At 69.2% G+C, this 26,597-nt stretch carries 3 protein-coding genes; 1 reads left to right on the forward strand and 2 read right to left on the reverse strand.

Going from position 1 to position 26,597, the window contains the following annotated elements; genetic code table 11:
- The first annotated feature begins 184 nt into the window (after positions 1-184).
- Positions 185-18,934, forward strand: coding sequence for a non-ribosomal peptide synthetase (locus IBX22_RS32880; RefSeq protein ID WP_194819698.1), 18,750 nt, complete (start codon positions 185-187; stop codon positions 18,932-18,934).
- On the opposite strand, the gene IBX22_RS32885 is transcribed toward IBX22_RS32880, so the two are convergent.
- Positions 18,887-20,296 (reverse strand): aminotransferase class I/II-fold pyridoxal phosphate-dependent enzyme, encoded by a 1,410-nt coding sequence (locus tag IBX22_RS32885; protein ID WP_194819699.1) that lies wholly within the window; start codon positions 20,294-20,296, stop codon positions 18,887-18,889. The genes IBX22_RS32880 and IBX22_RS32885 overlap by 48 nt on opposite strands.
- A complete protein-coding gene (locus IBX22_RS32890) occupies positions 20,293-26,595 on the reverse strand; it encodes a type I polyketide synthase (RefSeq protein WP_194819700.1) in 6,303 nt (2,100 codons plus the stop codon). Before IBX22_RS32890 ends, IBX22_RS32885 begins: the two co-directional genes overlap by 4 nt.
- Positions 26,596-26,597 lie beyond the last annotated feature (2 nt).

Here is a 26,597-nt window from a genome sequence, read left to right on the forward strand (position 1 = left end):
GCGGACTGTGGTCTGATAGGGGACCGATCTGCCCCGAAAGCTTCGGTCTTGCGTTGTTCGTTTCGGGGATTTCGGAACAAGATCGGGCTCGGCGTGAGAGGGATGTAGTACTCGAATGGATGGGGTTCGTCGCGCTGTTCGAGGTCGAAATCGTCGCCGGTCCAGCAGTCCGCTGTTCGTTCAGTTGCTCACCGCCGCTGTCGAATCCGCGGCCGGTTCGATAGCCGTTCGCTACAACTCGACCGGCGCGCCCGCGGATCAGCGCCAGCTCACCTACACCGAACTCGACGAAGCGTCGTCGCGGCTAGCCCGGGAGCTGATCGAGCGCGGGGTCGGCCCAGGCGATGTCGTGGCCGTCGGATTCACCCGCTCGATCGAATCGGTGCTAGCGGTGTGGGCGGTCGCCAAGACCGGCGCGGCCTATGTGCCGGTGGATCCCACGCTGCCCGCCGAGCGCATCGATTACCTGCTCGCCGACTCCCGGGCCGTCCTCGGTGTGACCGGCTCGGCGCATCGCGCGCGCCTGGACGACGCGCAGCGGGAGAGTGTGGGCACCGAGTGGCTCGCGATCGACGAGCCGGGGCTCCGGGAACGCATCGCGGCACAGCCCGCGCATCCGGTCTCCTACCTCGACCGGGTGCGCACGCTCAGCGATCAGCATCCGGCCTATGTCATCTACACCTCCGGGTCCACCGGCCGCCCGAAGGGTGTCGTGGTGACCCACGCCGGTCTGGCCACGCTGGTCACCGCGCAGCGCGAGCGGTACGCAGTGCACGGGGATTCCCGTGTGCTGCACGTCTGTTCGCCGAATTTCGACGTGTCGGTGCTGGAGTTGCTGCTGGCCTTCAGTTCCGGTGCGACGCTGGTTATCTCACCGCCATCGGTGTTCGGCGGTGCGGATCTCGCTGATCTGCTTCGGGCGGAGCGGGTTACGCACCTGCTGATCACCCCGGCCGCGCTGGAGTCCGTGGATCCGGCCGGGCTGGACGCGCTGCGCACCGTGGTCGTCGCGGGCGACGCGTTCGGGCCGGGCCTGGTCGAGCGGTGGGCGCCTGGGCGGTCCTTCTTCAACGGCTACGGGCCGACCGAGGCCACCATCCTCGCCACCGGCACCGGCGAGCTGCGGCCGGGCGAGCCGATCACCATGGGCGCCGCGCTCGCGGGAGTCGGTGCGGTCGTGCTGGATTCGCGCTTGCGGCCGGTGCCCGCCGAGGTGACCGGTGAGCTCTATCTCTCCGGGCCCGCGCTCGCGCAGGGGTACCTGGGGCGGGCGGGGCTGACGGCCGAGCGGTTCGTGGCCAATCCGTTCGGCACGCCGGGCGCGCGGATGTATCGCACCGGTGATCTGGTGCGCCGCCGGGGCGACGGGACGCTGGAGTACCTCGGCCGCACGGACTTCCAGGTGAAGGTGCGCGGTTTCCGCATCGAACTCGGCGAGATCGACGCCGCGCTGACCGCGCATCCAGACATCGACTACGCCGCGACCCTCGGCAAGACCGCGCCGTCGGGTGCGACGCTGCTGGTGTCGTATGTGCTGCCACGCAACGGGTTCGAGCTGGACAAGGCGGAGCTCGCGCGGTTCGTCGGAGCCACGCTGCCCAGCCACATGGTGCCGTCGGCGTTCGTGGCGCTGGACGCTATTCCCCTGACCCCCAACGGAAAACTCGACCGGCAGGCGTTGCCGGAACCGGTATTCGAGGCGGCGGCCTCCCGGGCTCCGGAGGGCGCGCTGGAAACTCGGATCGCCGAGTTGTTCGCCCAGGTCCTCGGAGTGGACCGAATCGGTGCCGAGGATTCGTTCTTCGCCGCCGGCGGGGACAGCATTCTGTCGATCCAGCTGGTGTCGCGGGCGCGGGCGGCGGGGATCGTGTTCACGCCGCAGGATGTGTTCGAGCAGCGCACGGTGGCAGGGCTGGCGCGAGTCGCCGTGGCCGGGACCGAGGCGGTGCCGGCGCTCGCGGAACTGCCCGGCGGCGGGGTCGGCGACATCCCGCTGACGCCGGTGCTGGCGGCCTATCTGGAGCACGGCAGCTCCGACCGGTTCACCCAGCAGATGGTGCTGGAGCTGCCGGCGGATATCGATCGAAAAGCTTTGGTGGACACGCTGACCGCCGTGGTCGACCACCACGACACGCTGCGTGCGCAGCTGGGGCCGGTGGCGGGGGAGTGGCGGCTGCGGACACTGCCGCCCGGTGCGGTGGATGTGGACGCGCTGCTGACCCGCGTCGAGGTGCCCGCCGGGCTGGTGCCCGCGGAACTGTCCGTAGCCGCTTGCGCCGCAATGGATTCCGCGCTGAACACCTTGGACCCGGCAGCGGGGCGCATGCTCGCTTGCACCTGGCTGGCGCGGCCCGACGGGCCGGACGCGCTGATCCTCGCGGTGCATCACTATGTGATCGATGGCGTGTCGTGGCGGATTCTCGTCTCCGACCTGGTTGCCGCCTGGGCCCAGCTGCGCAACGCTCAGCCGGTCACTCTGCCCGCGGTCGGCACCTCTTTCCGGCGCTGGGCGCACGGTCTGGCCGAGGCCGACCGGAGCGCTGAATTGCCGTACTGGCAGCAGGTTTTGGCCGTCGCCGATCCGCCCCTCGGAGCCCGCGATCTGGATCGGGCGCGCGACACCGTGGCTACGGTGCGCCGATTCACCGTCACGGTGCCCGCCGCTGTCACGCACGCGGTGCTGACCGAGTTACCCAGCCGGTACCGCGGCGGGGTCAACGACGGACTGCTCGCCGCACTGGCCTTGGCGGTGCGGACCTGGCGGGCCGACCGCGGCGTCGACGCGGCGACCACCCGCATTCGCCTCGAGGGCCACGGCCGCGAGGAAAACGCGGTCGCCGGTGCGGATTTGACGCGCACCGTCGGCTGGTTCACCACCATGTACCCGGTGGCTCTCGATCTTTCCGGCCACCCGGCCGATGGTGCGGCGCTCGGCGCGATCCTGAAATCCGTCAAGGAACAGCTGCTCGTAGTGCCGGACAAGGGCATCGGTTTCGGCATGCTGCGCCATCTCGATCCGGGCGCAGGGGGCCAGCTGGGCGGTTCGCTCGGCCAGATCGGGTTCAACTACCTCGGCCGGATCTCCACCGGCGACGAGGGATTGACCGAGCACAGCTGGCTGCCCACCGGTGCTTGGGGCGAGCCCGAGGCCGCCCAGGATCCGGCGATGCCCGCGGCCGCCGTCGTGGACATCAACGCGATCGTCACCGATGGTGCGCAGTTGACCGCCTCGTTCGCCTACGCGTCGGAGATCCTCGCCGAAACCGAGGTGCGGGAGCTGGCCGAGCACTGGGTGGCCGCGCTGACCCGGCTCGCCGAGCATGTGCAGGATCCGGCCGCCGGTGGGCTGACGCCGTCCGACGTGCCGCTGGTGCGGGTCGTCCAGAACGAACTCGATACCTGGCAGCGTCAGCGCCCCGGGCTGGTGGATGTCCTGCCGCCGTCACCGCTACAGCTCGGATTGCTCTATCTCACACAGATTTCCGAGTCCGACCCCTATCTGCTGCAGTTGGCGGTCGAGCTGGCCGGTGTGGTCGACCTGGACCGGTTGCGGCGAGCCGCGCAGACCGTGCTGGAGCGGCACGCGATCCTGCGCACCGCGTTCGGTGCCACGGCCGACGGCATTCCGGTTCAGCTTGTCGCCGAGGGACTTTCGGTTTCCTGGCAGGTGCGGGACACGGCCGACACCGATCCCGAGTCGCTGCTCGCCGCCGAACAGCTGGCGGGATTCGATCCGGCCGTCGCCCCACTGCTGCGATTCACGGTGTACCGCACTGACTCCGGCCGCACGCACCTGGTACTGACCGCGCATCACCTGCTGCTGGATGGCTGGTCGATGCCGCTGCTGATGAAGGAGCTGCTGCTTTCCTATGCGGCGGACGGTGATTCGGCGGTCCTGCCGCGCGTCCGGCCCTATCGCGACTACCTGGCCTGGCTGGCGCGCTACGACCGGGACGCCACCCTGGACATCTGGAAGGCGGCGCTGTCCGGCGCGCGGCCTACCAGGCTGACCGAAGCCCTTGCCCCACCCGTGATTCCGGCCGACGGCCACGGAATGTGCGCCGCCGACCTGACCGCCGCCGAAACCGCGGCGCTGCAAGCGTTCGCCGCCACCACCGAGGTCACGGTGAACACGGTGATCCAGGCGGCTTGGGGTCTGGTGCTGGCCTCCTGCACCGGCGTCGAGGACATCGTCTTCGGCGCGGTGGTGTCCGGGCGGCCGCCGCAGCTCGACGGTGTCGACGCGATGGTCGGCCTGTTCGCCAACACGATTCCCGTGCGGATGCGTTTCGACGCCCAGGCGCCGGTGCGCGAGCTGCTGAAACAACTGCAGTCCGAACAGGTTTCGCTGCTGGAGGCGCATCACCTGGGCCTGGCCGAGATTCAACGCGTCGCCGGCGCGGGCGAGCTGTTCGATTCACTGCTGGCCTACGAGTCGTATCCGGTCGACGCCGACGGTCTCCGCCTGGCCTACGGGTCGATCGACGGCCTGGAAATCGTCGGCCTGCACGGCGGCAACCTCACCCACTACCCGGTCGCGGTGCAGGTCGAGCTGGGCGCCGAACTGCGGATCGGTGTGCAGCATCGCCACGACATGGTCGACACCGCGACGGCCGAAGCGCTCGCGAACCGATTGCGCGCGGTGCTCGCCGAATTCGTCGCCGCACCCGAGCGCACACCCGCGGAGCTGGAGCGGCACTTCTGTGAGCGCAACGACCTGATCGCGCAGACGCGGTACTGGCGTGCCGCGCTGGCCGACCTTCCGGAGGAACTGAACCTCCCGGTGGATCGCCCGAGAACGACGGCGGTCGCCTCCGCTGACCAGCACGTAGCCGTCGATATCGCGGCCGATCTCCACCTTCGCCTGCACCAATTCGCGCGCAGCCGCGACACCACGGTCTTCACCGTCGCCCATGCGACTCTCGCGCTGCTCCTCGCGCGACTATCGGGTGCCGACGATATCCCCATCGGAACTCTGGTCCGCTCCGTTGGCGCGGGCGACGACTGGGCCGATGGTGTGGTCCTGCGGACCCGGATATCCGGGCAGATGTCTTTCGAGTATCTGCTCGCGGAGGCGAAAGAGGTCGCACTTCAGGTCTTCACGCGCACCGACCTGTCGTTCGGTGCGCTGGCCGCCCTGGTGGAATCCGAGCGGTCCGCCACCGGCGTGGTCGCGCGCGGGTCTCTCGTGCAGGTCATCTTGTCCGACGGCGAGCCTCCCGTCCGCCGGAGCGGCACGGCGCTGCCGAAACATGAACTCGCCCTCCATATTCGGGAAGCGCACAACTCCGCGGGCATCGCCGCGGACTTCGGGTTCGCCTCCGAGTTGTTCGACCGCCACACAGTCGAGGTCCTTGCCGAGCGGTTCATCCGCCTGCTCGCGGCCGCCGTGCGGCAGCCGGAGACTCCCGTCGGGGATCTGCCGCTACTCGGTGGTGACGAGCTGGCCCAGCTGACCCGGGTGACCGAGGACAGCGTGATGGCCACCGGGCTGCTGCCCGACCTGATGACCAGGGGAGTAGCACTCGGGCGGGATCGGGTTGCCGTGCGCGACCGCGGCCGGTCGATCACCTACGGCGAACTCGATGACCGCAGTTCGCGATTGGCGCGCGTGCTGATCGAACGCGGTGTCGGGCCGGAAGCTCTGGTGGCGGTGTCGCTACCCCGGTCCGCCGAGATGGTGACAGCGGTGCTGGCGATCGCCAAGGCCGGTGGCGCGCACGTGCCCGTCGACCCCGGTTACCCGGCGGATCGGGTGCGGCACATGATCACCGATTCCGGTGCGGTGCTGGGCATTACCACCGCCGAGTACGTGGACGGCTTGCCCGGCGGAGTGGACTGGCTACTGCTCGACCATCCCACGACGGCCGAACTGTGCGCCGCACAATCGGATGCTCCGGTAGCGGACGCGGATCGTATTGCGCCGCTGCACCTTCGGCACCCCGCCTATGTCATTTACACGTCCGGTTCCACCGGGCTGCCCAAGGGCGTCACCGTCACCCACACCGGACTCGGTGGCCTGCTCGACGCGGCGGTCCGCGGCTACGAGCTGGAATCGCACCATCGGTTCCTGCACATCTGCTCGCCCAGCTTCGATCCCTCCGTGCTGGAGTGGATGTGCGCGTTGGCCGTTGGCGCGACGCTGGTCATCGTGCCGTCATCGATCGCCGGAGGCGCCGAACTCGGCGACCTGCTGCGCACCGAGGCGGTCACGCACTCGATCATCACTCCGGCGGTGCTCGGCACCGTCGATCCGGCCGGTCTCGACCAGTTCGAGGTGGTGTTCGTCGGCGGTGATGTGCTGACCCCCGAGCTGCTGGCGAAATGGCAGCCCGGCCGCCGCTTCCTCAACGCCTACGGGCCGACCGAGGCGACCATCATGTCGTCGTTCGTGGAATTGGTGCCAGGGCAGCGGATTACCATCGGTGCGCCGTTGCGCGGCATGTCCGCCCTGGTGCTCGACGCACGATTGAATCCGGTGCCGCCGGGCGTCGCGGGCGAGCTGTATCTGGCGGGTGGCGGCCTGGCGCGGGGCTACCGCAACCGGGCCGGGTTGACCGCCGAACGGTTCGTCCCGAATCCGTGGGGTGCGTCCGGCGCGCGGATGTATCGCACCGGCGACATCGTGCGCTGGTGCGCCGGGACCGGAACCGACTGGCAGCTCGACTATGTCGGGCGTTCCGACGCGCAGGTGAAGGTGCGTGGCTTCCGCGTCGAACTCGGCGAGATCGACGCGGTGCTGAGCGGGCATCCGGATGTCGAGTTCGCCGTCACCCTCGGGCGGACGCTGCCCTCCGGATCGACGGCACTGGTGTCGTATGTCCTTGCGGCCCAGCAGCATACGGTCGAACCAGCCAGGCTGACCGAGCACGCCGCGGCGGTCCTGCCCGCGCATATGGTGCCCTCCGCGATCGTCGTTCTCGACGAACTCCCACTCACCAGCAACGGCAAGCTGGATCGAAAAGCCCTGCCGGAACCGGTCTTCGAACCCGCGACATCGCGCGCACCGCTGGGTCCTGTCGAAGCGCAACTGGCGGAACTGTTCGCGCAGGTGCTGGGTGTGCCCGAAGTCGGCGTGGAGGACTCCTTCTTCTCGATCGGCGGCGACAGCATCATGTCGATCCAGCTGGTGTCGCGGGCCAAGGCGGCCGGGATCGTCTTCACCGCCCGGGATGTGTTCGAGCAGCGGACCGTTGCCGGATTGGCCCGCGTCGCGGCCGTGGGTGGCGAGGCGCCGATTGTGCTGGCGGAGTTGCCCGGTGGGGGCGTCGGAGATATCCCACTGACGCCGATCCTGGCGGAATACCTGACCACCGGCTCCTCGGATCGGTTCGCCCAGACGATGGTGCTGGCGCTGCCCGAAGGTATCGACCGGGCCGGTCTGGTCGCCACGATCGGCGGTGTGCTCGATCGGCACGAGATCCTGCGCTCCCGGGTCTGGTCCGAGGACGGGCGCTGGCGGTTCGAGACACTGCCGCGCGCGGCGGTCGATGCCGGAACACTGATCTCGGAACTCGACGCGCGCGCCGTGGCCGACGGCGCGGAGCTCGCGCGAATCGGCAGTGCCGCAATGGCTTCCGCGCTGGCCGCATTGGCCCCCGCGGCCGCCCGGATGCTGTCCTGCACCTGGATCCGCCGTGCCGGCGGCCAGGACGTGCTGGCGATCGCGGCACACCACTACGTGATCGACGGGGTGTCCTGGCGCATTCTGATCCCCGATCTCGCGCTGGCCTGGACCCAGCACGCGGCGGGGCAGCAGATCACGCTGCCCGCGGTCGGCACCTCCTTCCGGCGCTGGGCGCACGGCCTCGCCGAAGCGGCGGTCGCGCCCGCCCGCGCGGCCGAGCTGGATTTCTGGCAGCGAGTACTGGCCACCCCCGATCCATTGCTGGGTGCGCGAGCCATCGATCGCTCGGTCGACACCGCCGCCACCATGCGGTCGCTCACCGTTTCGGTGCCGGTCGAGGTCACCACGGCGGTCCTGACGACACTGCCCGCGCTGTACCGCGCGGGTGTCAACGACGCATTGCTCGCAGCGCTCGCGCTCGCGGTGCGTAGCTGGCGCAGGCGCCGCGGGGTCGACGCGCCGGTGACGCGGATCCGACTCGAAGGCCATGGCCGCGAGGAAACCGTCGTCCCCGGAGCCGATCTCACGCGCACCCTCGGCTGGTTCACCAGCCTCTACCCGGTCGCGATAGACCTGTCCGAGGTCGAAGCCGTCGATGCCGCGGGGCTCGCGACGCTGCTGAAGTCGGTCAAGGAACAACTGATCGCGTTGCCGGACAAGGGCATCGGGTTCGGTCTGCTGCGCCACCTGAACCGGGAGACCGCGGAGCTGCTCGGCGGCGATCCCGGGCAGATCGGCTTCAACTATCTCGGCCGGGCGTCGGCGGGCGCGCCCGCGGACCACACCGACTGGATGCCGACCGGCGATCTCGGCGAGCTGGATATCGAGCACGACCTGCCGGTCGGGGCGGTCGTCGACATCAATGCGATCGTCGCCGACACCGCCGCCGGTCCGCGCATGGAAGCGAGCTTCCGGTATGCGGCGGAGATCCTGGACGAGGCGGCCGTGCGGGAGCTGGCCGAGGAGTGGTCGGCAGCGCTGACGGCGTTCGCCGACCATGCGAAGCACCCGGCGGCGGGCGGTCTCACGCCGTCGGATGTGCCGCTGGTGCGGGTCTCCCAGTCCGAGCTGGACCAGTGGCGGTCCGACTACCCCGGGCTGACCGACGTGTTGCCGCTGTCGCCGTTGCAGGGTGCGCTGCGGGTGCTGATGGAACTCTTGGACGGATCGGTCGAGGCCTACATCATCCAGTTGGCGGCGCAGCTGGGCGGCGAACTGGACATGGCGCGGTTGCGGCGGTCCGCGCAGGCCATTCTGGATCGGCACGCGAACCTGCGGACCGCGTTCGTCTCGGCGCACGGCGGGACGCCGGTGCAGCTGGTGGTCGAGGCGGTCGAGGTGCCGTGGCAGGTCGTCGACGGCGTCGCGGCGGCGGATCTGCCCGGGCTCCTTGCCGACGAGCGTCAGCGCGGATTCGACCCCGCGATCGCGCCGCTGCTGCGATTCACGGTGTACCGCAACGACTCCGGTCACAGTCACCTGGTGCTGACCGGGCATCACATTCTGCTCGACGGCTGGTCCATGCCGCTGTTGATGAAAGAACTCCTGGTTCTCTACGCGGCCGGCGGCGACGCCGGAGTGCTGCCCGCGGTCCGCCCGTATCGCGACTATCTGCGCTGGCTCGCCCAGCAGGACCGGAACGCGGCCGAACGCGCGTGGTCGGACGTCCTGGTCGATGTCACGCCGACCATGCTCGGGCCCGAATTGCCCGCTCCCGCGCGCCCGGGCACCGGATTCGGGCTCTGCGAATTCACCCTGTCCGCAACGGAAACCGCTGCGCTGACCACCTATGCCTCGGGTGCCGAGGTCACCGCCAACACGGTGATCCAGACGGCTTGGGGTCTGGTCGTCGCGGGCACCACCGGCCGCGACGACATCGTCTTCGGCGCCACGATCTCCGGCCGCCCGGCGCAGCTCGACGGGATCGGCGACATGATCGGCCTTTTCGTCGACGCCATCCCGGTGCGGATCCGGTTCACCGCCGACACCACGGTCGGTGCGCTGGTGGATTCCGTGCAGGCCGAACAGGTCTCGCTACTGGATCACCACCACCTCGGCCTGAGCGCGATCCAGCGCATGGCCGGACAGGGTGAATTGTTCGACACCATGCTGGTTTTCGAGTCCTACCCGGTCGATGTCGAAGGGCTGCGGCAGGCCGGGGGCGCGCTCGACGGACTCCGGGTCGAGGGCCTGCAGGGCGCCGACTTCACGCACTATCCGATCACCGTCCTGGTCTTCCTCGGCGCGCAGACGCTGGTACAGCTGAAGTACCGGCGCGATATGGTCGCCGACGCGACCGCCAAAGACGTGGCCGATCGACTACGCCGGGTGCTCGCGGGCATGGTGGCGCGGCCCGCGGCCCGGGTGATCGATGTGCCGTTGCTGGCCGGGAACGAGTACCAGCGGCTGACCCGGATGGGTGGCGGCACACCTGCCGATACCGGGTTGCTGCCCGAACTGCTCACTCGCGGAGTCTGTTTCGGGCAGGACCGGGTTGCGGTTCGCGAGACCGGGCGCTCGTACACCTACGGCGAGCTCGACGCGCAGTCGTCGCGTCTGGCGCGGGTCCTCATCGCGCGGGGGGTCGCGCCGGAAACCGTTGTGGCGCTGGCGCTGCGGCGTTCCTACGAGATGGTTGTCGCCGTGTGGGCGGTCGCAAAGGCAGGCGGTGCGTACCTGCCGGTCGATCCGGGCTATCCGGCCGATCGGGTCCGGTACATGCTCACCGATTCCACTGTGGCTGTGGGGATCACGACCGGCACGCCGGGTCAGCCCGATGCCGTCGATTGGCTGGTGCTCGACGACCCGTCGACCGAGCGGTTGTGCGCGGCACAATCTGCTGCGCCGATCTCAGATGCCGATCGCACTGCGCCCCTGCGGCTTTCGAATTCGGCCTATGTGATCTACACGTCCGGTTCGACCGGTCTGCCCAAGGGCGTCACCGTCACGCACGCCGGTCTCGGCGGCCTCGTCGCCTACTCGGCGAACCTCCTGGGGCTCGGCCCGGACCATCACATGCTGCACGTGTGCTCACCGAGCTTCGACCAGTCGGTGGAAGAGCTGTGCACTGCCTTCTACAGCGGCGCCACCCTGGTCATCTCGCCGCCGGACATCGTCGGCGGCGCCGAGCTGCACGACCTGCTGCGGGCGGAGCGCGTCACCCACACCATCATCACCCCGGCCCTGCTCGGCACCATCGACCCCGCCGGCCTGGACGACCTGGAAGTCGTCTCCGCCGGCGGCGAGGCCAGCACGCCCGAACTCCTCGCCCGGTGGCAGCCGGGCCGCCGCTTCATCAACGGCTACGGCCCGACCGAAGCGACGATCGGCGCCACTTACACCACGCTGGTTGCGGGACAGCGGGTCACGCTCGGCCACCCCGTGCCCGGGTTGTGGGCGGCGGTGCTCGATGCCCGGTTGCGACCGCTCCCCGCCGGTGCCACCGGCGAGCTCTACCTGGCCGGCCCGGCGCTCGCACGCGGCTATCAGGGGCGGTCCTGCGCGACCTCCGAGCGTTTCGTCGCCAACCCTTGGGGTGCTCCGGGGGAGCGGATGTACCGCACCGGTGACCTGGTGCGCTGGGTCGGTACCGACGCGGCCGCCTGGGAGCTGGAGTACCTGGGCCGCACCGACTTCCAGGTGAAGATCCGCGGTTTCCGCATCGAACTCGCCGAGATCGACGCGGTGCTCACCGCGCACCCGCAGGTCGACTACTCGGTGACCGTCGGCTGCGAAAACAACTGCGGTGCGACCGTTCTCGTCTCCTACGTGACCGGCGATGCGATCGACCCCGGCGAACTGGTGCGGTTCGCGGGCCGGACGCTCCCGCCGCACATGGTGCCCGCCACGGTCGTCGTCCTCGACGAAGTTCCGCTGACAGCTGTCGGCAAGCTCGACCGTAAAGCGCTGCCCGCACCGGCATTCGCGCCCCGGAACTACCGCGAGCCGGCCACGGCGGCGGAGCGGACAGTGGCTTCGGTCTTCGCCGAGGTGCTCGGCATCGAACGGGCCGGGGCCGACGACGACTTCTTCGCTCTCGGCGGTAACTCGCTGCTCGCGACCCGGGTGACCGCGCGCCTCGGCGAGGCAGTGCACGCCCGGATCCCGGTGCGCCTGCTCTTCTCCGCGCCGACCGTCGCCGAACTCGCGAGCCTGCTCGCCGACCGCACCGGGGGCCGCGAGCGCCGCGCCCTGGTGGCGGGTCCACGGCCGCAGCGCATTCCGCTCTCACCCGCGCAGCAGCGCATGTGGTTCCTCAACCGGTTCGACACCCAGTCGGCTGCCTATAACATTCCGCTCGTGCTGCGCCTGACCGGCGAGCTGAATGTGGACGCCCTGCGCCGGGCCTTCGCCGACCTGATCGAGCGTCACGAGGTCCTGCGCACCGTGTACCCGCAGACCGCCGACGGCCCGACGCAGGTCATCCTGCCGTCCGCGCACGCGGACGTGCCACAGCTGGAACTACGCACCGGTCCGCTCGACGTGGAATCCGCCGTAGCCGAACTGGTCTCGACGATCTTCGATGTCACCACGGAGGCGCCGCTGCGCGCGGTCCTGTTCCAGATCGACGAGCACGACCACGTCCTCGCTCTGGTCGTCCACCACATCAGCGGTGACGGCTTGTCAGGTGGCCCACTCACCCGCGACCTGGTGACCGCCTACGCCGCCCGCACGAAAGACGAAGCCCCACAGTGGGATCCGTTGCCGGTGCAATACGCGGACTACGCACTGTGGCAGCGCGAACTACTCGGCAGTGAGGACGACCCGGCCTCGGTGGCCGCCGAGCAGGTGGCTTACTGGCGTTCAGCTCTGGCCGACCTGCCCGACCAGCTGGAATTGCCGCGCGACCGGCCGCGCCCCGCCGTCCAGTCCTACGCCGGCGACCGCGTGGAACTCCGCGTCGACCCCGCGACCCACGCCGCGCTCGCGGAACTGGCTCGCGCCGAGGGCGCGACCCTGTTCATGGTTGTGCACACCGCGCTGGCCGTCCTGCTGGCCCGGCTCTCGGGTACCGACGACATCGCCATCGGTACCCCGATGGCGGGCCGCGGCGAGGCCGCCCTCGATGACCTCATCGGCATGTTCGTCAATACCCTGGTGTTCCGCACGCACTACGATCCGCACGCGGCCTTCACCGAACTGCTTGCTCGGCAACGGGAAGTCGACCTACAGGCCTTCGCCAACGCCGATGTCCCGTTCGAGCGTCTGGTCGAGCTGCTCAACCCGGCCCGCTCCACCGCCCGGCACCCGCTCTTCCAGGTCGGTTTGTCCTTCCAGAACCTGGACCGGTCGGCCCTGGCGCTACCGGGCCTGACCGTTGCGGGCCTGGACACCAATCGTCAACTGTCCCAGTTCGATCTGCACGCGATCGTCGCCGACGCCTACGACGCCGAGGGCGCACCCACCGGTATCCACGGTTTCCTCACCTACGCGACGGACCTGTTCGACCGCCGCACGGTGCAGGACTTCGCGGACCGTTTCGTGCGGCTGCTCACCGAGATCGTGGCTGCCCCGGGCACCGCCGTCGGCGACCTCGAACTCCTCGACGCCACCGAGCATGCGGCGCTGAGCCTGCGGAATGCGACCGCGCACCAACTGGATTCGGCGGCCACATTGCCTGCGCTGCTGGCCGCTGCGGTTGCCGCGGACCCGAAGGGGACCGCGCTGGTCACCGATGCGGGCACCCAGCTGACCTACGCCGAACTCGGCGCGCGGGTGAATCAGCTTGCCCGCCATCTGATCTCGCTCGGCGTCGGCCCGGAGTCGCGGGTTGCGCTGGCCATCCGCCGGTCTGTCGATCTGGTCGTGGCGATGTACGCCGTCAGCACCGCTGGCGGCGCCTATGTGCCGGTCGACCCGGATCAAGCCGCGGAGCGCACCGATTACATCCTCGAGGTCGCGGCACCGGTGTGCGTGCTGACCAACGCCGACACGGACTTCAGCACCGCCATGGTGCCGGTGGTGCGCCTCGACGAGGTGGACCTCTCCGCGTACGCCACTGCCCCGATCACAGACTCCAGGGCGGCGCAGCCGGAGCACACGGCCTACGTGATCTTTACCTCGGGCTCGACCGGTCGTCCGAAGGGTGTCGCGGTTACGCATGGGGCGATCGCGAACCAGTTGCTGTGGAAGGCAACCGAGTTCGGTCTCGATGCCGCTGATGCGTTCCTGTTGAAGACTCCCGCGACTTTCGATCTGTCGGTGTGGGAGTTCTGGTCGGCTGTTGTGTGTAGTGGTCGTCTGGTGATCGCGGTGCCGGATGGTCATCGCGACCCGGCTTACTTGAATGAGCTGTTGGCGCGGGAGTGGGTCACCACTTTGCATGTGGTGCCGTCCATGCTCGATGCCCTGCTCAGTGCCGGTGGGCTGCCGGATTCGTTGTGGCGGGTGCTGGCTATTGGTGAGGCTCTGCCGGGGGTGTTGGCTCAGCGGTTCCGGGGGGAGTTGCCGCGGGTGGAGTTGTTCAACCTGTACGGTCCGACCGAGGCTGCGGTGTCGATCACCAGCCATCGCGTCACCGATGCTGATGCGGTGTCGGTGTCGATCGGTGCGCCGGAGTGGAACAGTCAGGTCTATGTGCTGGATGCCCGCCTGCGGCCGGTGCCGGTCGGTGTGTCGGGTGAGTTGTACCTGGCGGGTGCGCAGTTGGCGCGTGGTTACTTCGGCCGCCCGGATTTGACTGCGGATCGTTTCGTGGCCAACCCCTTCGGTGCGGGTGAGCGTATGTATCGCACCGGTGACTTGGTGGCTTGGAACACCGCTGGTGAGTTGGATTATCGGGGCCGTACGGACTTCCAGGTGAAGGTCCGTGGTTTCCGGATCGAGCTCGGTGAGATCGAAGCCGCCCTGCTGGCGTTGCCGGAGATCGCGCAGACCGCGGTGCTCGCGAAGTCCGACCCGCGCACCGGTGATCGCCTGGTGGCCTATCTGGTGGGTACGGATATCGATGTGGCGCAGGTGAAGTCGGCGCTCAGTGCTGCATTGCCGTCGTACATGGTGCCCAGCGCTTTCGTGGTCTTGGACGCGCTCCCGCTCAACGTCAACGGCAAGCTGGATCGAAAGGCGTTGCCGGAGCCGGAGTTCGAAACGCAAGCCTTCCGTGCCCCGTCGACTCCGATCGAGGAGATCGTCGCGCAGGTCTTCACCGATCTGCTGGGCAGCGACCGCGTCGGCGCCGACGACGACTTCTTCGACCTCGGCGGCAACTCGCTGCTGGCGACCCAGGTCGCCGCGCGCCTCGGCGCAGCACTGGACACCAATGTTCCGGTGCGCACCGTCTTCGAGTCCTCCACCGTCGCCGGACTGGCCGTCAAGGTCGAACAGCACGCGGGCAGCGGACGCAAGGCCCTCACCGCCGGCCCACGCCCGGAACGCATTCCGCTGTCGCTGGCGCAGCAGCGCATGTGGTTCCTCAACCAATTCGATCCGGATTCGGCGGCCTACAACGTGCCGGGTGCGGTGCGTTTGATCGGTGAGCTGGATACGGCGGCTCTACAGCAGGCGGTCGCCGATGTCATCGCGCGCCACGAGACGCTGCGGACGGTGTATCCGGAACGTGACGGGATCGCGTACCAGGTGATCCTGCCCGCCGATCAGGCGGTGCCCGACCTCACTCCGGTGCCCGTGACCGCCGGCGAACTGGGTGCCGCGATCGGCGGCATGGTCGGCCTCGGGTTCGACGTGACCTCCCAGGTCCCGTTGCGGGCGAAGCTGTTCCAGGTCGCCGACGGCGAGTACGTGCTGGCGTTCGTGGTGCACCACATCAGCGCGGACGGCTGGTCCATGGGCCCGTTGACGCGGGATGTGGTGCTGGCATACGCCGCTCGCGCCGCGGGTACCGCGCCGGGCTGGGCGGCACTGCCGGTCCAGTACGCCGATTTCGCGCTGTGGCAACGCGAGGTGCTGGGCGCGGAAACCGATCCGGACAGCCTCATCTCGGCCCAGGCCGAATACTGGCGCAGCGCCCTCGCCGGGCTGCCCGACGAGCTGAACCTGCCCGCGGACCGGCCGCGGCCGCGGCTGGCCTCCTTCGCGGGCGGACAGGTGCAATTCGCTATCGGTAGCGAGCTGCACCAACGGCTGAAAACGGTTGCGCGCGAGCAGAACGCGACCCTGTTCATGGTCCTGCACACCGCGCTGGCGGTATTCCTGGCGCGTATGTCCGGCACCGCGGACATCGCTATCGGAACGCCGGTGGCGGGCCGCGGTGCGGCCGAGATCGACGATGTCATCGGAATGTTCGTCAACACGCTCGTGCTGCGCACCCAGGCGCCGGGGGACCGGTCGTTCGGCGAATTGCTGAGCGCCACAAAGGAAGCCGACCTGCAGGCGTTCGCGCATGCGGATCTGCCGTTCGAGCGACTGGTGGAACTGCTCAACCCGGAACGTTCCACCGCGCGCAACCCGTTGTTCCAGGTGTCGCTGGCGTTGCAGAACGTGCCGGAAAGTAGCTTCGAGCTGCCCGGGCTGCGGGTCGAAGCGGTCGAATCCGGCGTGCTGCCCGAGCAATTCGACCTGTCGCTGACGATACGGGAAACCGAATCCGGATTGTCGGCGCTGCTGACCTACGCGCGCGACTTGTTCGACGAGTCGACGGTCGAGGTGTTCGCCGAACGGTTCGTGCGCCTGCTGGAGGCGATCGTGCACCGGCCGGAACTTCCGGTCGGCGAACTGTCGCTGCTGTCCGGCGACGAGCATGCCCGGCTGACTCCGATCAGCGGCCCCGAGCCGATCGACCGTGGCCTGCTGCCGGACCTGCTCGCTCGCGGGCTGCGACTGGGCCCGGACCGGATCGCCGTGCGCTATCAGGGCCGTTCGATCAGCTACGGCGAGCTCGACGACTATTCCTCGCGGCTGGCGCGGGTGTTGATCGCGCACGGTGTGGGGCCGGAAACGGTAGTGGCCCTGGCGATCGCGCGTTCCTACGAGATGATCGCCGCGATCTGGGCAGTGGCCAAGACCGGCGGCGCGTTCGTGCCGGTCGACCCCGCCTACCCGCCGGACCGGATCCAGCACATGCTCACCGATTCCGGCGCGGTACTCGGTCTCATCGCGACCGCCGACAGCTCCGGACTCCCGGCGGATCTCACGTGGCTGACGCTCGACGATCCCGCGACCGAGCGGCTGCTGGCCGACCGGTCCGGCGCGCCGGTCACCGACGCGGAACGTACTGCGCCGCTTGATCTTCGGCATCCGGCGTACCTGATCTACACCTCCGGTTCCACGGGCCTGCCCAAGGGCGTCACCGTCACTCACAGCGGGCTCGCTGGTTTCATCGGCTACCTGGCGACCGAGGCCTATCGGATCGGCCCGCACCATCGCATGTTGCAGGTGACCTCGCCGAGTTTCGATCAGTCCGTGGAGGAGTGGCTCACCGCGTGCTACGCCGCCGCGACCTTGGTCGTTGTGCCACCGAGCATCATCGGTGGCGACGAGCTGTCCGAACTGCTGCGCGCCGAGGCGGTTACCCACGCGGTGATGACCCCGGCGCTGCTGGGCACCGTCGACCCGGACGGCCTCGATCACCTGGAGTTGGTGGCGGCCGGCGGCGATGTGACGGGTCCGGAGTTGCTGGCGCGCTGGCAGCCGGGCCGCCGGTACATCAACGGTTACGGCCCCACCGAGATGACGATCGGCGCGGTCTACGGCCCGCAGCAGGCCGGTACTCCGGTGACCATCGGTGTTCCGGTGCACGGTATTTCGGCGTTGATCCTGGACGCCCGCATGCATCCGGTGCCGCCGGGCGTGGCCGGTGAGCTGTACCTGGCCGGTGCCGCGATGGCGCGCGGCTACCACAATCGTCCGGGGCTGACCTCGGACCGGTTCGTAGCGTGCCCGTGGGGCGCCGCGGGCGAGCGCATGTATCGCACCGGTGACCTGGTGCGACTCGTTCCCGGCGCCGCCGGCGGCGATTGGGAGTTCGACTACCTGGGCCGCACCGATGCGCAGGTGAAGATCCGGGGCTTCCGCATCGAGCTGGGTGAGATCGACGCCGTCCTCGGCGCGCACGAGGATCTCGATTTCGTCACCACTATCGGCCGCGAGAACGACTCGGGTGCAACGGTTCTGGTTTCCTACGTGCTGCCCGTACCCGGTCGCGCCGTGGATCCGGCCGCGTTGACCGCCTACGCGGCGCGACGTCTCCCGCAACACATGGTGCCCGCGGCGATCGTTGTGCTCGACGAGATCCCGCTGACCCCGGTAGGCAAGGTGGATCGTAAGGCGCTACCGAAGCCGGAACTGGCCGAGCGGCACCATCGCGCGCCCTCGACCCCGCTGGAACAAGCCATCGCCGACGTCTTCGCCGAGGTCCTCGGCGTGCCGCGAGTCGGACTGGACGACGACTTCTTCGCCCTCGGCGGCACCTCCCTGGTGGCCACCAAGGCGGTCAGCAGGCTGCGCCGGGTGACCGGCACACAGATCCGCGTGCAGTGGTTCTTCACCGATTCCACCGTCGAGGCGCTGTCCCGGCGCATCACGGCTGCCCGCGTCGGCGACGACGCGGACGGCCTGGGGGTCATGCTGCCGATTCGCGCCGAAGGCGACCGGCCCGCCCTGTTCGCCATCCATCCTCTCTACGGATTGTCCTGGTGCTACGCGGGTTTCGCGCAGTACCTGGATCGCCCGATCTATGGCGTGCAGTCCCCGGTGCTGTCGGAACCGGACTATCTCCCGTCCGCGCTGGCGGACATGGTGCACCGCTATGTCGCCGAAATCCGCGCGGTGCAACCGGACGGCCCGTACCACCTGCTCGGCTGGTCCCTCGGCGGTGTCCTGGCCCACGGTGTCGCCGTTGCCCTGCAAGCCTCCGGCGCCGAAGTCGCCTCGCTGGTCATGCTGGACAGCAGGATCGGCGACGACATCGGCGACCTGCGCACCGCCCTCGCCGCCCTCTTCACCGAAATGGGCCTCACCGACTCCGCCGTGGTGGCAGACGGCGAATCCGATGACCTCACCGACGAGGCTTTGGCGGCTCTGCACGCCGCCATCCCCCCGGAACTGGCCGCCATCACCCCGGACCACCTGCGCACCATCTACCGCAGCGCGCTCCGCTCCGCACGTTTGGAATCCACCGCCGACTTCGGCGTCTACCGCGGCCGCCTGGACTTCTTCAGCGCCCAGGGCGCCGGCCTGGCCGCCAGCTGGGCCGAATATGTGGACGGCGAAATCGTCGACCACCCGGTCGACGCCCCGCACGACCTGCTCACCACCCCGGAAGTTCTGCGATCCGTGGGCCCGCGGATCGCGAGCCTGCTCGACTCAGGCGAGGAATCCCGGAGCAGTCGGAAGTCCCCGCACCGCGGCTGATTCGGGGCCGATGGCGAGGTCCGGGATGTGCTCGACGATGGTGCGGATGTCGGCGAGGTGGTCGGCGGTGGCGCGGAGTTGGTGTTCGGTGTGTTCGCTGGTCAGGAAGAAGCGCAGGCGTTCGGTCCCGGCGGGGACGACGGGGGAGAGGATGGCGCCGGCGTTGTAGCCGCGTTGCAGCATGGCGGCGGCGGCGTAGCCGGCGCGGACCTCGCCGGGGACGATGACCGGGACGATGGGGGTGGATTGGGAGTCGGCGAGGTCGAGGCCGTGGGCGCGCAGGGCGTCGCAGAAGAGGCGGGCATTGGACCAGAGGCGGGTCAGCCGGTCGGGTTCGGCGGCGAGGACGTCGAGGCCCGCGAGGACCGCTGCCACGTTCGAGGGTGACGGGCCCGCGGTGTACAGCGCCATCCCCGGTGCGGCGTATTTGATGGCTCGCACCAGGTCGGCGTCGCCGGCGATGAAGCCGCCGGTGCTGCCCATGGCCTTGGACAGGCTGCCGGCCCAGATGTCGACGAGATCGCCTGGGATGTCGAAGTGTTCGCGGCTGCCCAGGCCGTTCGGGCCGAGCACGCCCAGCGCGTGGGCCTCGTCCACCAGGACGGCGCAGTCGTATTTGCGTGCGACCTCGGCTATTTCGGCGACGGGACCGAGGTCGCCGTCCATGCTGTAGTGGCCTTCGATGATCACCAGGGCGCGATCGAACTGGTGCCGGGAGGCGCGCAGCAGGGCGGCCAGGGCTTCGGGGTCGTTGTGCCGGAAGGTGACCCGGCGGCAGCCCGCCCACTGGGTGCCCGCCACCAGGCTGGCGTGGGCGAGCGAATCGCACACCGCCACATCGCCTTCGGCGAGCAGGAACCCGATGACCGCGGCGTTGGTGAGGAACCCGCTGGCGGTGACCAGGGCGTCGCCGGTGTCGTAGATGCCGGCGAGCCGGCGCTCCAGCTGGGCGTAGAGCGGGATCTCGCCGGTGACGATGCGGGTCGCCGACGCCGAGGTGCCGTACTGCTCGGCGGCGGCGTTGGCGGCGGCGATGACGCGCGGGTGCTGCGCCAGCTCCAAGTAATTGTAGGAGCTGTAGTTCACCAGTTCCCGTCCGCCGGAGCGGATCACCGCGCCATTGGGCCCTTCGGGGGAGAGATACAGCGGATGCGGGAGCCCGGTGGTATCGACCAGATGTTGGATGGCGGCCTGCTTGCGCAGGGCGTCCACCACGGCGGGATGATCCGCGAACTGGCGGCCCGGCCCACGTCGCGATCGGGACGCCCGCACCGGAACCGGTTGCCGCCGCGTCGGTCCCGAGGGGGTCGGGATCCCGTTGGCGAGCAGGCGGCGAGCGATACCGCGTTCCGGCTCGGTCATCCGAGCACCTCCCGCTGCGCCGTGTCGCCGACGATGATGTCGGCGATTCGCGCACCCGCCTGCCCCAGGCTGAACGAGCGGCCCAACTGCATGCTGTTGAGCTCCACGCCGAGCGTCTTGGTCACCAGTGCACCCCATTCCACGGCCATCAGCGAATCCAGGCCCAGTTCCGGTAGCGGTACATCCAGGGCGATCGAATCGGCGGCCACCCCCATCACCTCGGCCAGTTGCTCGGCGAGCAGGTAGCCGACCACGGTGGACCGCTGCCCCTCGTCCAGCGCGCTGATTTGCTCGCGAAGCTGTGCTGCCGCCGAATTATTCTGTGCGGCAGCGGCAATCAGGTCGGCAACGCGCGCGGTGTAAGCGGCTTGCGGCGCGGCGAGCACGACCTTGCTCCAATCGACCGGAATGATGGCGGCCTGCCGGACCCCGAGTCGCAGTGCCGCACCGAGGTATTCGGTGCCTTGATCCATATCGATGGCATCGAAACCGGCGATGCGCAGATAGCGCTGCACCGTCTCGTCGGCATCGACCATGCCGCCGCCCGACATTGCGCCCCAGCCGATGCACAGTACTCGCTCGCCCCGGCGGGCCAGCTGCTCGGTGAACGACTGGAGCGCGAGATTAGCAGCGGTATAGGAGTATTGGCCGATTCCGCCCATGATGGCGCTGCCGGAGGAGAACAGCACGAACAGGTCGAGGCGGACACCGGCGCCGGTGAGCGCGTCCGACAGGGTGCGCGCGCCGTCGAGCTTGGGCCGGAACACCTTGGTGAGGCTGCCTCGATCCATGGTGGTGATGCGCTGATCGTCGAGCACGCCGGCGGCATGGAACACGCCACGTAGCGGATGCCGATCGGTGTGCACCCGATTGACAACGGCGCGAATGGATTCGGGGTCGGTGATATCGGCGCGCTCGGCCGAGACCTCGATCCCCTCGGCGCGCCACTGCGACAGCTGCCGCAGGGCCAGCTCGGTGGTCGCGCCACTGCGGCCGACCAGCACGAGATGCCTTGCGCCCCGGCCGATCAGCCAACGGCCGGTCGCCAGCCCGAACGCCCCGTACCCGCCCGTGATGAGATAGCGTCCGTCCGGGTCGATCGCCACCTCGGTGGGTTGTGGTCGCACCGACGGGTTTTCGTCGCCCAGGTGCAATGCGATACGGGCGAGCCGGGTCGAACGCAGCGCCTCCTCGAAGGCGCTCACCACGTCGTCGGTACCGAAGGACTCGACCGCCACCGGCCGGTAGACCCCACCGGCGAGCTTCCCGAACACCTCGGAAACTCGCGCCATGACCTCGGCGGTTCGCATGCCCAGCATGCGGTCCAGATCGAAGGAGTAGTAGCAGACGTTCTTGTCGAAGTTGCGCAGCTCCAGTACGCCACCGGAATAGATGTCGGCCTTGCCGATCTCGACGATCCGGCCGAATTCAGCCACCGCCTTGAAGTTCTGGTGGATGACCTCGCCGGGCGCGGTGCTGATGACGATATCCGCGCCGCGTCCAGCGGTCAGCCCGAGCACGTCGTCGACGAAGTTCAGCGACCGCGAATCCACCACCGCGTCCGCGCCCTGGTCCAGCACCCAGGCGCGGCGTTCGTCAGAGCCCGCCGCGCCGATCACGGTGGCGCCGTGCAGTTTCGCCACCTGGATCGCGCAGCTGCCCACACCGCCGGCGGCGCCGTGGACGAGCACGGTGTCACCCGCCCGCACGCGGGCCAGGTCGAGCAGCGCGTATTCGGCGGTCACCATGGACACCATCGAGGTGCACAGTTCCGGGCGGATGCTGTCGGCCACGGCTCCGATGAGCGCGGCATCGGCCACGTGATAGCGCTCGACCATGCCCGGCGACGCCAGGCCGACCCGGTCGCCGACCTGGAAAGCCTCGACCCCGGCGCCGACGCGGACCACGGTGCCCGCGCCTTCCATGCCCGGCGCGACACCGAAATGTGTGGCGCCGAGCTCGTTCTCGCCGAGCACGCCGAGAATCTTGAGCGGGTCCTTGAAACCGAGGCCGATGGCCTCCATCCGCACCTCCACCGCACCCGGCCCGGGCGCACGGCGCTGGGTGCGCCGCCAGCCGAGCTGGGACAGCAGCCGGGAACGGGGGATGTCTAGTGCGAAATTGGCTTCCGGATCGCCCAGCGGCTCGGGCTCGTCCAGCGCGGCCAGCCGCTCCGCCAAGGCCCGCGTCACGACGATCGACCAGCGTAATCCGTTGCGCAGGAACACCTCATCGGTGTCGCCGGGGGCAAATGCCCCGGGCACCGCGAGCTCGTCGAGCAGTTCACTGACCGTGGTGTCGGGATCGGTGTCGACCAGACGCCAGCGCACCGGCGGCTGTTCGTTGAGCAGCACGCGCCGGGCGCCGGCGAGGGCGGCGTGCTCGGGGTCGGGTTCGGCGGGGTCCTCCGGATGCACGATCGCGCGCTCGGTGACCAGCGTCGCGTAGAGCGAGCCGTCCCCCGTCAGCGGCAGCGGTTCCGGATTGACGCTGTCGGCGAATCCTTCGACAGCCAACGCGAGTTGGCTCAGCGTCCACAGTCTGCCGACGATATCGCCGGTACCCGCCACGACACACAGGTGCAGACGTTCGATGCCCGGCGCGGCATGTGCCGCACGCAGTGCCTCGAGCACCGGAGCTTCGAAACCCGGTGCACCCGAGTCGATTGCGACGAACCGCGCGTGTGGGAGCGCTCGGGTGATCTGCTCGGCGCGGCCCCCTCGTGCCGCGCCGAGCTCGACCACAACCGTCGCCGTCGTCTCGGCCGGGACCAGTGCAACCCGTTCGAGTGGCGCCCGGAGGACCCATCTCTCCTCGTAGTAGATCTGCTCGAGCCGCCGCAGCAGCCCGCCGCCGAACGGCACCGCCTGGAACCGCGCGTCCACGATCCGCAGCACCGGATTGTGATCGGTATCGAGGATGTCGATGTCGGCATGCAGCGCCTCGGTCAGCCGCGCCACCACCAGCACCTCGTCCGGGAGCGCCGCATAGCGCCGCACCGACTCCGCCCCGATGGGAATGACAGCGCCGTCCCGCGCGGGACCGCCCGCGTCGCCGAGTGAAACGACCTGCCAGGCCGCGTCGAGCACGCAGGGATGCGCCAGATGCCCGGAGCCCGCGGCCATGCTCGCGTCGATCCGGGCGACCACGGTGTCGCCGTCCACCCACGCCTGCCGCACCAGCTGGAACGACGGACCGTGCTCGACGCCGGTACCCGCGAGCTCCGCGTACAGCGCGGCCGGTTCGACCTCGGTCATCGCATCGAGGGCCGGAAAGTCGGTCTTGCCGGGTTCGTACCTGCCGTCGACCAGCCGGCCGGTGGCGTGCACCGTCCAGCTGCTGCCCGTGGCGGTGCGAGACCGAATCGTGAACCGCCGAGTCGAATCCTCGACGGTCAGCTCCAGTACCGGCACGTCGCCGGACTCGATGACCAGCGGTGCGACGAAGCGCACTTGCTCCACGGAAGTGCAGGGGCGCGAACCGAATTCGAGTGAGGCGGCACTGAGGGCGGCATCCAGGTAGGCGGCACCCGGCAGGATGCGGGTGCCGTCGACCACGTGATCCTCGATCCAGGGCAGAGTGCCCACCGCGATATCGACGGTCCACCGGCGTGGCTGCTCCAGATCTGGATCGCCGAGCATGGCGGGGATCTCGGAACTGCCGTAGCGGTGCTGACTGAATACCGGTATGTCGGAACGCAATCGAGTGCGTTGCCAGGGATAGCGCGGCAGCTCCTGATGCGGGCTGGTGACCGGGAACAGCGCCGCGATGTCCAGCGTGCCCGCGGCGTACAGCCCCGCGAGAAACTGCCGCATGCTCACCGGGTCAGGCTGCTTGCGTCGCAAAGTGGCTACGGTGGTGCCTTTTTCGCCCGCTTCGATCAGGATTTCCCGAATGTTGGCACCCAGCACCGGATGCGGGCCGACCTCCACGAAAACCCCTGCGCCCGAAGTGACGAGCGTACCGATGGCGTCGGCGAACCGGACGGGTCGGCGCACATTGGCACACCAGTATTCGGCGTCCCACTGCCCATCGGTCAGCGCCCCAGTCACGGTGGAGTACAGCGGAATCGATGCGGGCCGGGGCGCGAGCTCGGCTAGGGCGTTGTGCAACTCCTCGAGAATCGGGTCCATCAACGAGCTGTGATAGGGCACTTCCACGTGCAGCTGCTTGGCGAAAATGCCACGGGCGGTGAGGTCCTCGGCGATCTCGGCGAGGCGGTCCAGATCGCCGGAGAGGGTGCACGCATTCGGGCTGTTGACCGCCGCCAAATCGACGCCGACGTCCAGCCATGCCGCCGCCTCGGCAGCGGGCAGGCCGACCGCGAGCATCCCTCCGGTTCCCGCGGTGCGAGCCTGCAACCGCGCGCGGTGGTAGGCCACGGTCAGTGCCTCGCGCAGCGAGAGAACACCGCTGACATAAGCCGCGGACACCTCGCCGACACTGTGCCCGACGATCGCCGACGGTGTGACGCCCAGGGCGGTCAGCTTCTCGTACAGCGCCACCTGGATCAGGAAATTCGCGGGCTGAGCCACCTCGGTCGAGGTGACGCGCGACAGCTCTTCGGGTTTGCGCAGTTCGTCGAGAATCGACCACCCCGCGATCTCGGTGAACACGTCATCGATGCGGTGCGCGGTGGCCGTGAACTCGGGATCGGAGCCCAGCAGCTCGCGTCCCATGCCGAACCACTGCGGCCCCATCCCGGTGAAGACGAATACCGGTCCGTTCGAGGGGCTCGCGACGGTCCGAGTCGCGTCCCGTCCCGCGCCGTCCGCGAAATCGTCCAGGGCGTCCAGCAATTCGCCGGGGGAGCCGAAGGGGATGCCGATGCGGAACTGATGGTGATTGCGCCGAGTCCAGGCGGCAGCGGCGAGGCGATCCGCGTCCGCGCCACCGCGGAGCAGTTCGGCGTAGGCACCCGCGAGCTCACGCACCGCGCGTGCACTGCGCGCCGAGAGTGGCAGCACCCCGAAATGCGGTACCCCCGTGGTGGTTTCCGGCAGATCGGACCGATACTCCTGCACGATCGCGTGCGCATTGGTCCCGCCGTACCCGAAACCGTTGACCGCCACCGTCATCGGATCACCGGGGCCGAGCGCGCGGGCCTCGGTTTGGATTTCCAAGCCCAGCTCGTCCAGTCCCAGTTCCGGATTCGGCTCCTCGTCCAGCCAGCCCTGCGGTGGCAGCGTCCGGTGGTACACCGCCAGCGCCGACTTGATCACGCCGGCGATACCCGCTGCGGCCTCGGTATGGCCGAGCGTCGACTTTAGCGACCCGACACCGACCCGATCCGCGCGCCCGGTCGCGGCGCCATAGGCCCGGCCGATTGCCCTGAGCTCCAGCGGATCTCCGACCGGCGTACCGGTGCCGTGGGCCTCCACATACCGCACCTGGATCGGGTCGATGCCCGCCCGCCGGGTGACCGACTTGGCCAGCCGCTCCTGCGCGTCGGCATTGGGCACGGTGATCGCCGTGGTCCGCCCGTCCTGATTCGATCCGGTCGCCTTGACCACCGCGTACACCCGATCACCATCGCGCTCGGCATCGGCGAGCCGCTTGAGCAGCACCATGCCCGCACCCTCACCGCGCCCGTATCCGTCCGCGGACGCACCGAAGGACTTGCTGCGCCCGTCCGCGGCTAGGAACCCGCCCTTGCACATGGAGATGAACGTTCCCGGCTGCAGCATCAGGTTCACCCCACCGGCCAGCGCGGACTCGCAGTCGCCGTTGTCGAGGGCCGAGCAGGCGAGATGCAGCGCCACCAGCGAGGAGGAGCACGCCGTGTCGACGGTGTAGCTGGGCCCGGCGAGGTTGAGCGCGTAGGAGATTCGGTTCGACAGCATCGTGTAGGACGTGCCCGCCGACGAATGCATATCGATGTGCGCCAGCGCCGCACCCGTGAATCCGACCGCGAGTTGATCGAGCGTGAACGCACCCACATACACGCCGATCGGCGCACCGGAACTGCGTCCCGCGACGCCCGCGTCGTCCAGCGCTTCCCACGCGACCTCGAGGATGAGCCGCTGCTGCGGATCCATCGCCGTCGCCTCGCGGGGCGAGATGCCGAAGAAATCGGGATCGAAGGCCCACGGATCCCCGGTCAGGAATGCGGCCCGTTTGGTGTACATGCGTCCGGGCGTGCGCTGCTCCGGATCGTAGAAGCGCTTGTAATCCCAACGGTCCGCGGGGATCTCGGTGACCGCGTCCCGCTTGTCGAGAACGAAATTCCAGAAGGACGCCGGTGAATCGATGCCACCGGCGTACCGGCACCCGATGCCTACGATCGCGATGTCGGACAAGG

Origin of the sequence: Nocardia sp. XZ_19_385, assembly GCF_015355755.1 — a bacterium.
In the GTDB taxonomy this organism is placed as follows: Bacteria; Actinomycetota; Actinomycetes; order Mycobacteriales; family Mycobacteriaceae; genus Nocardia.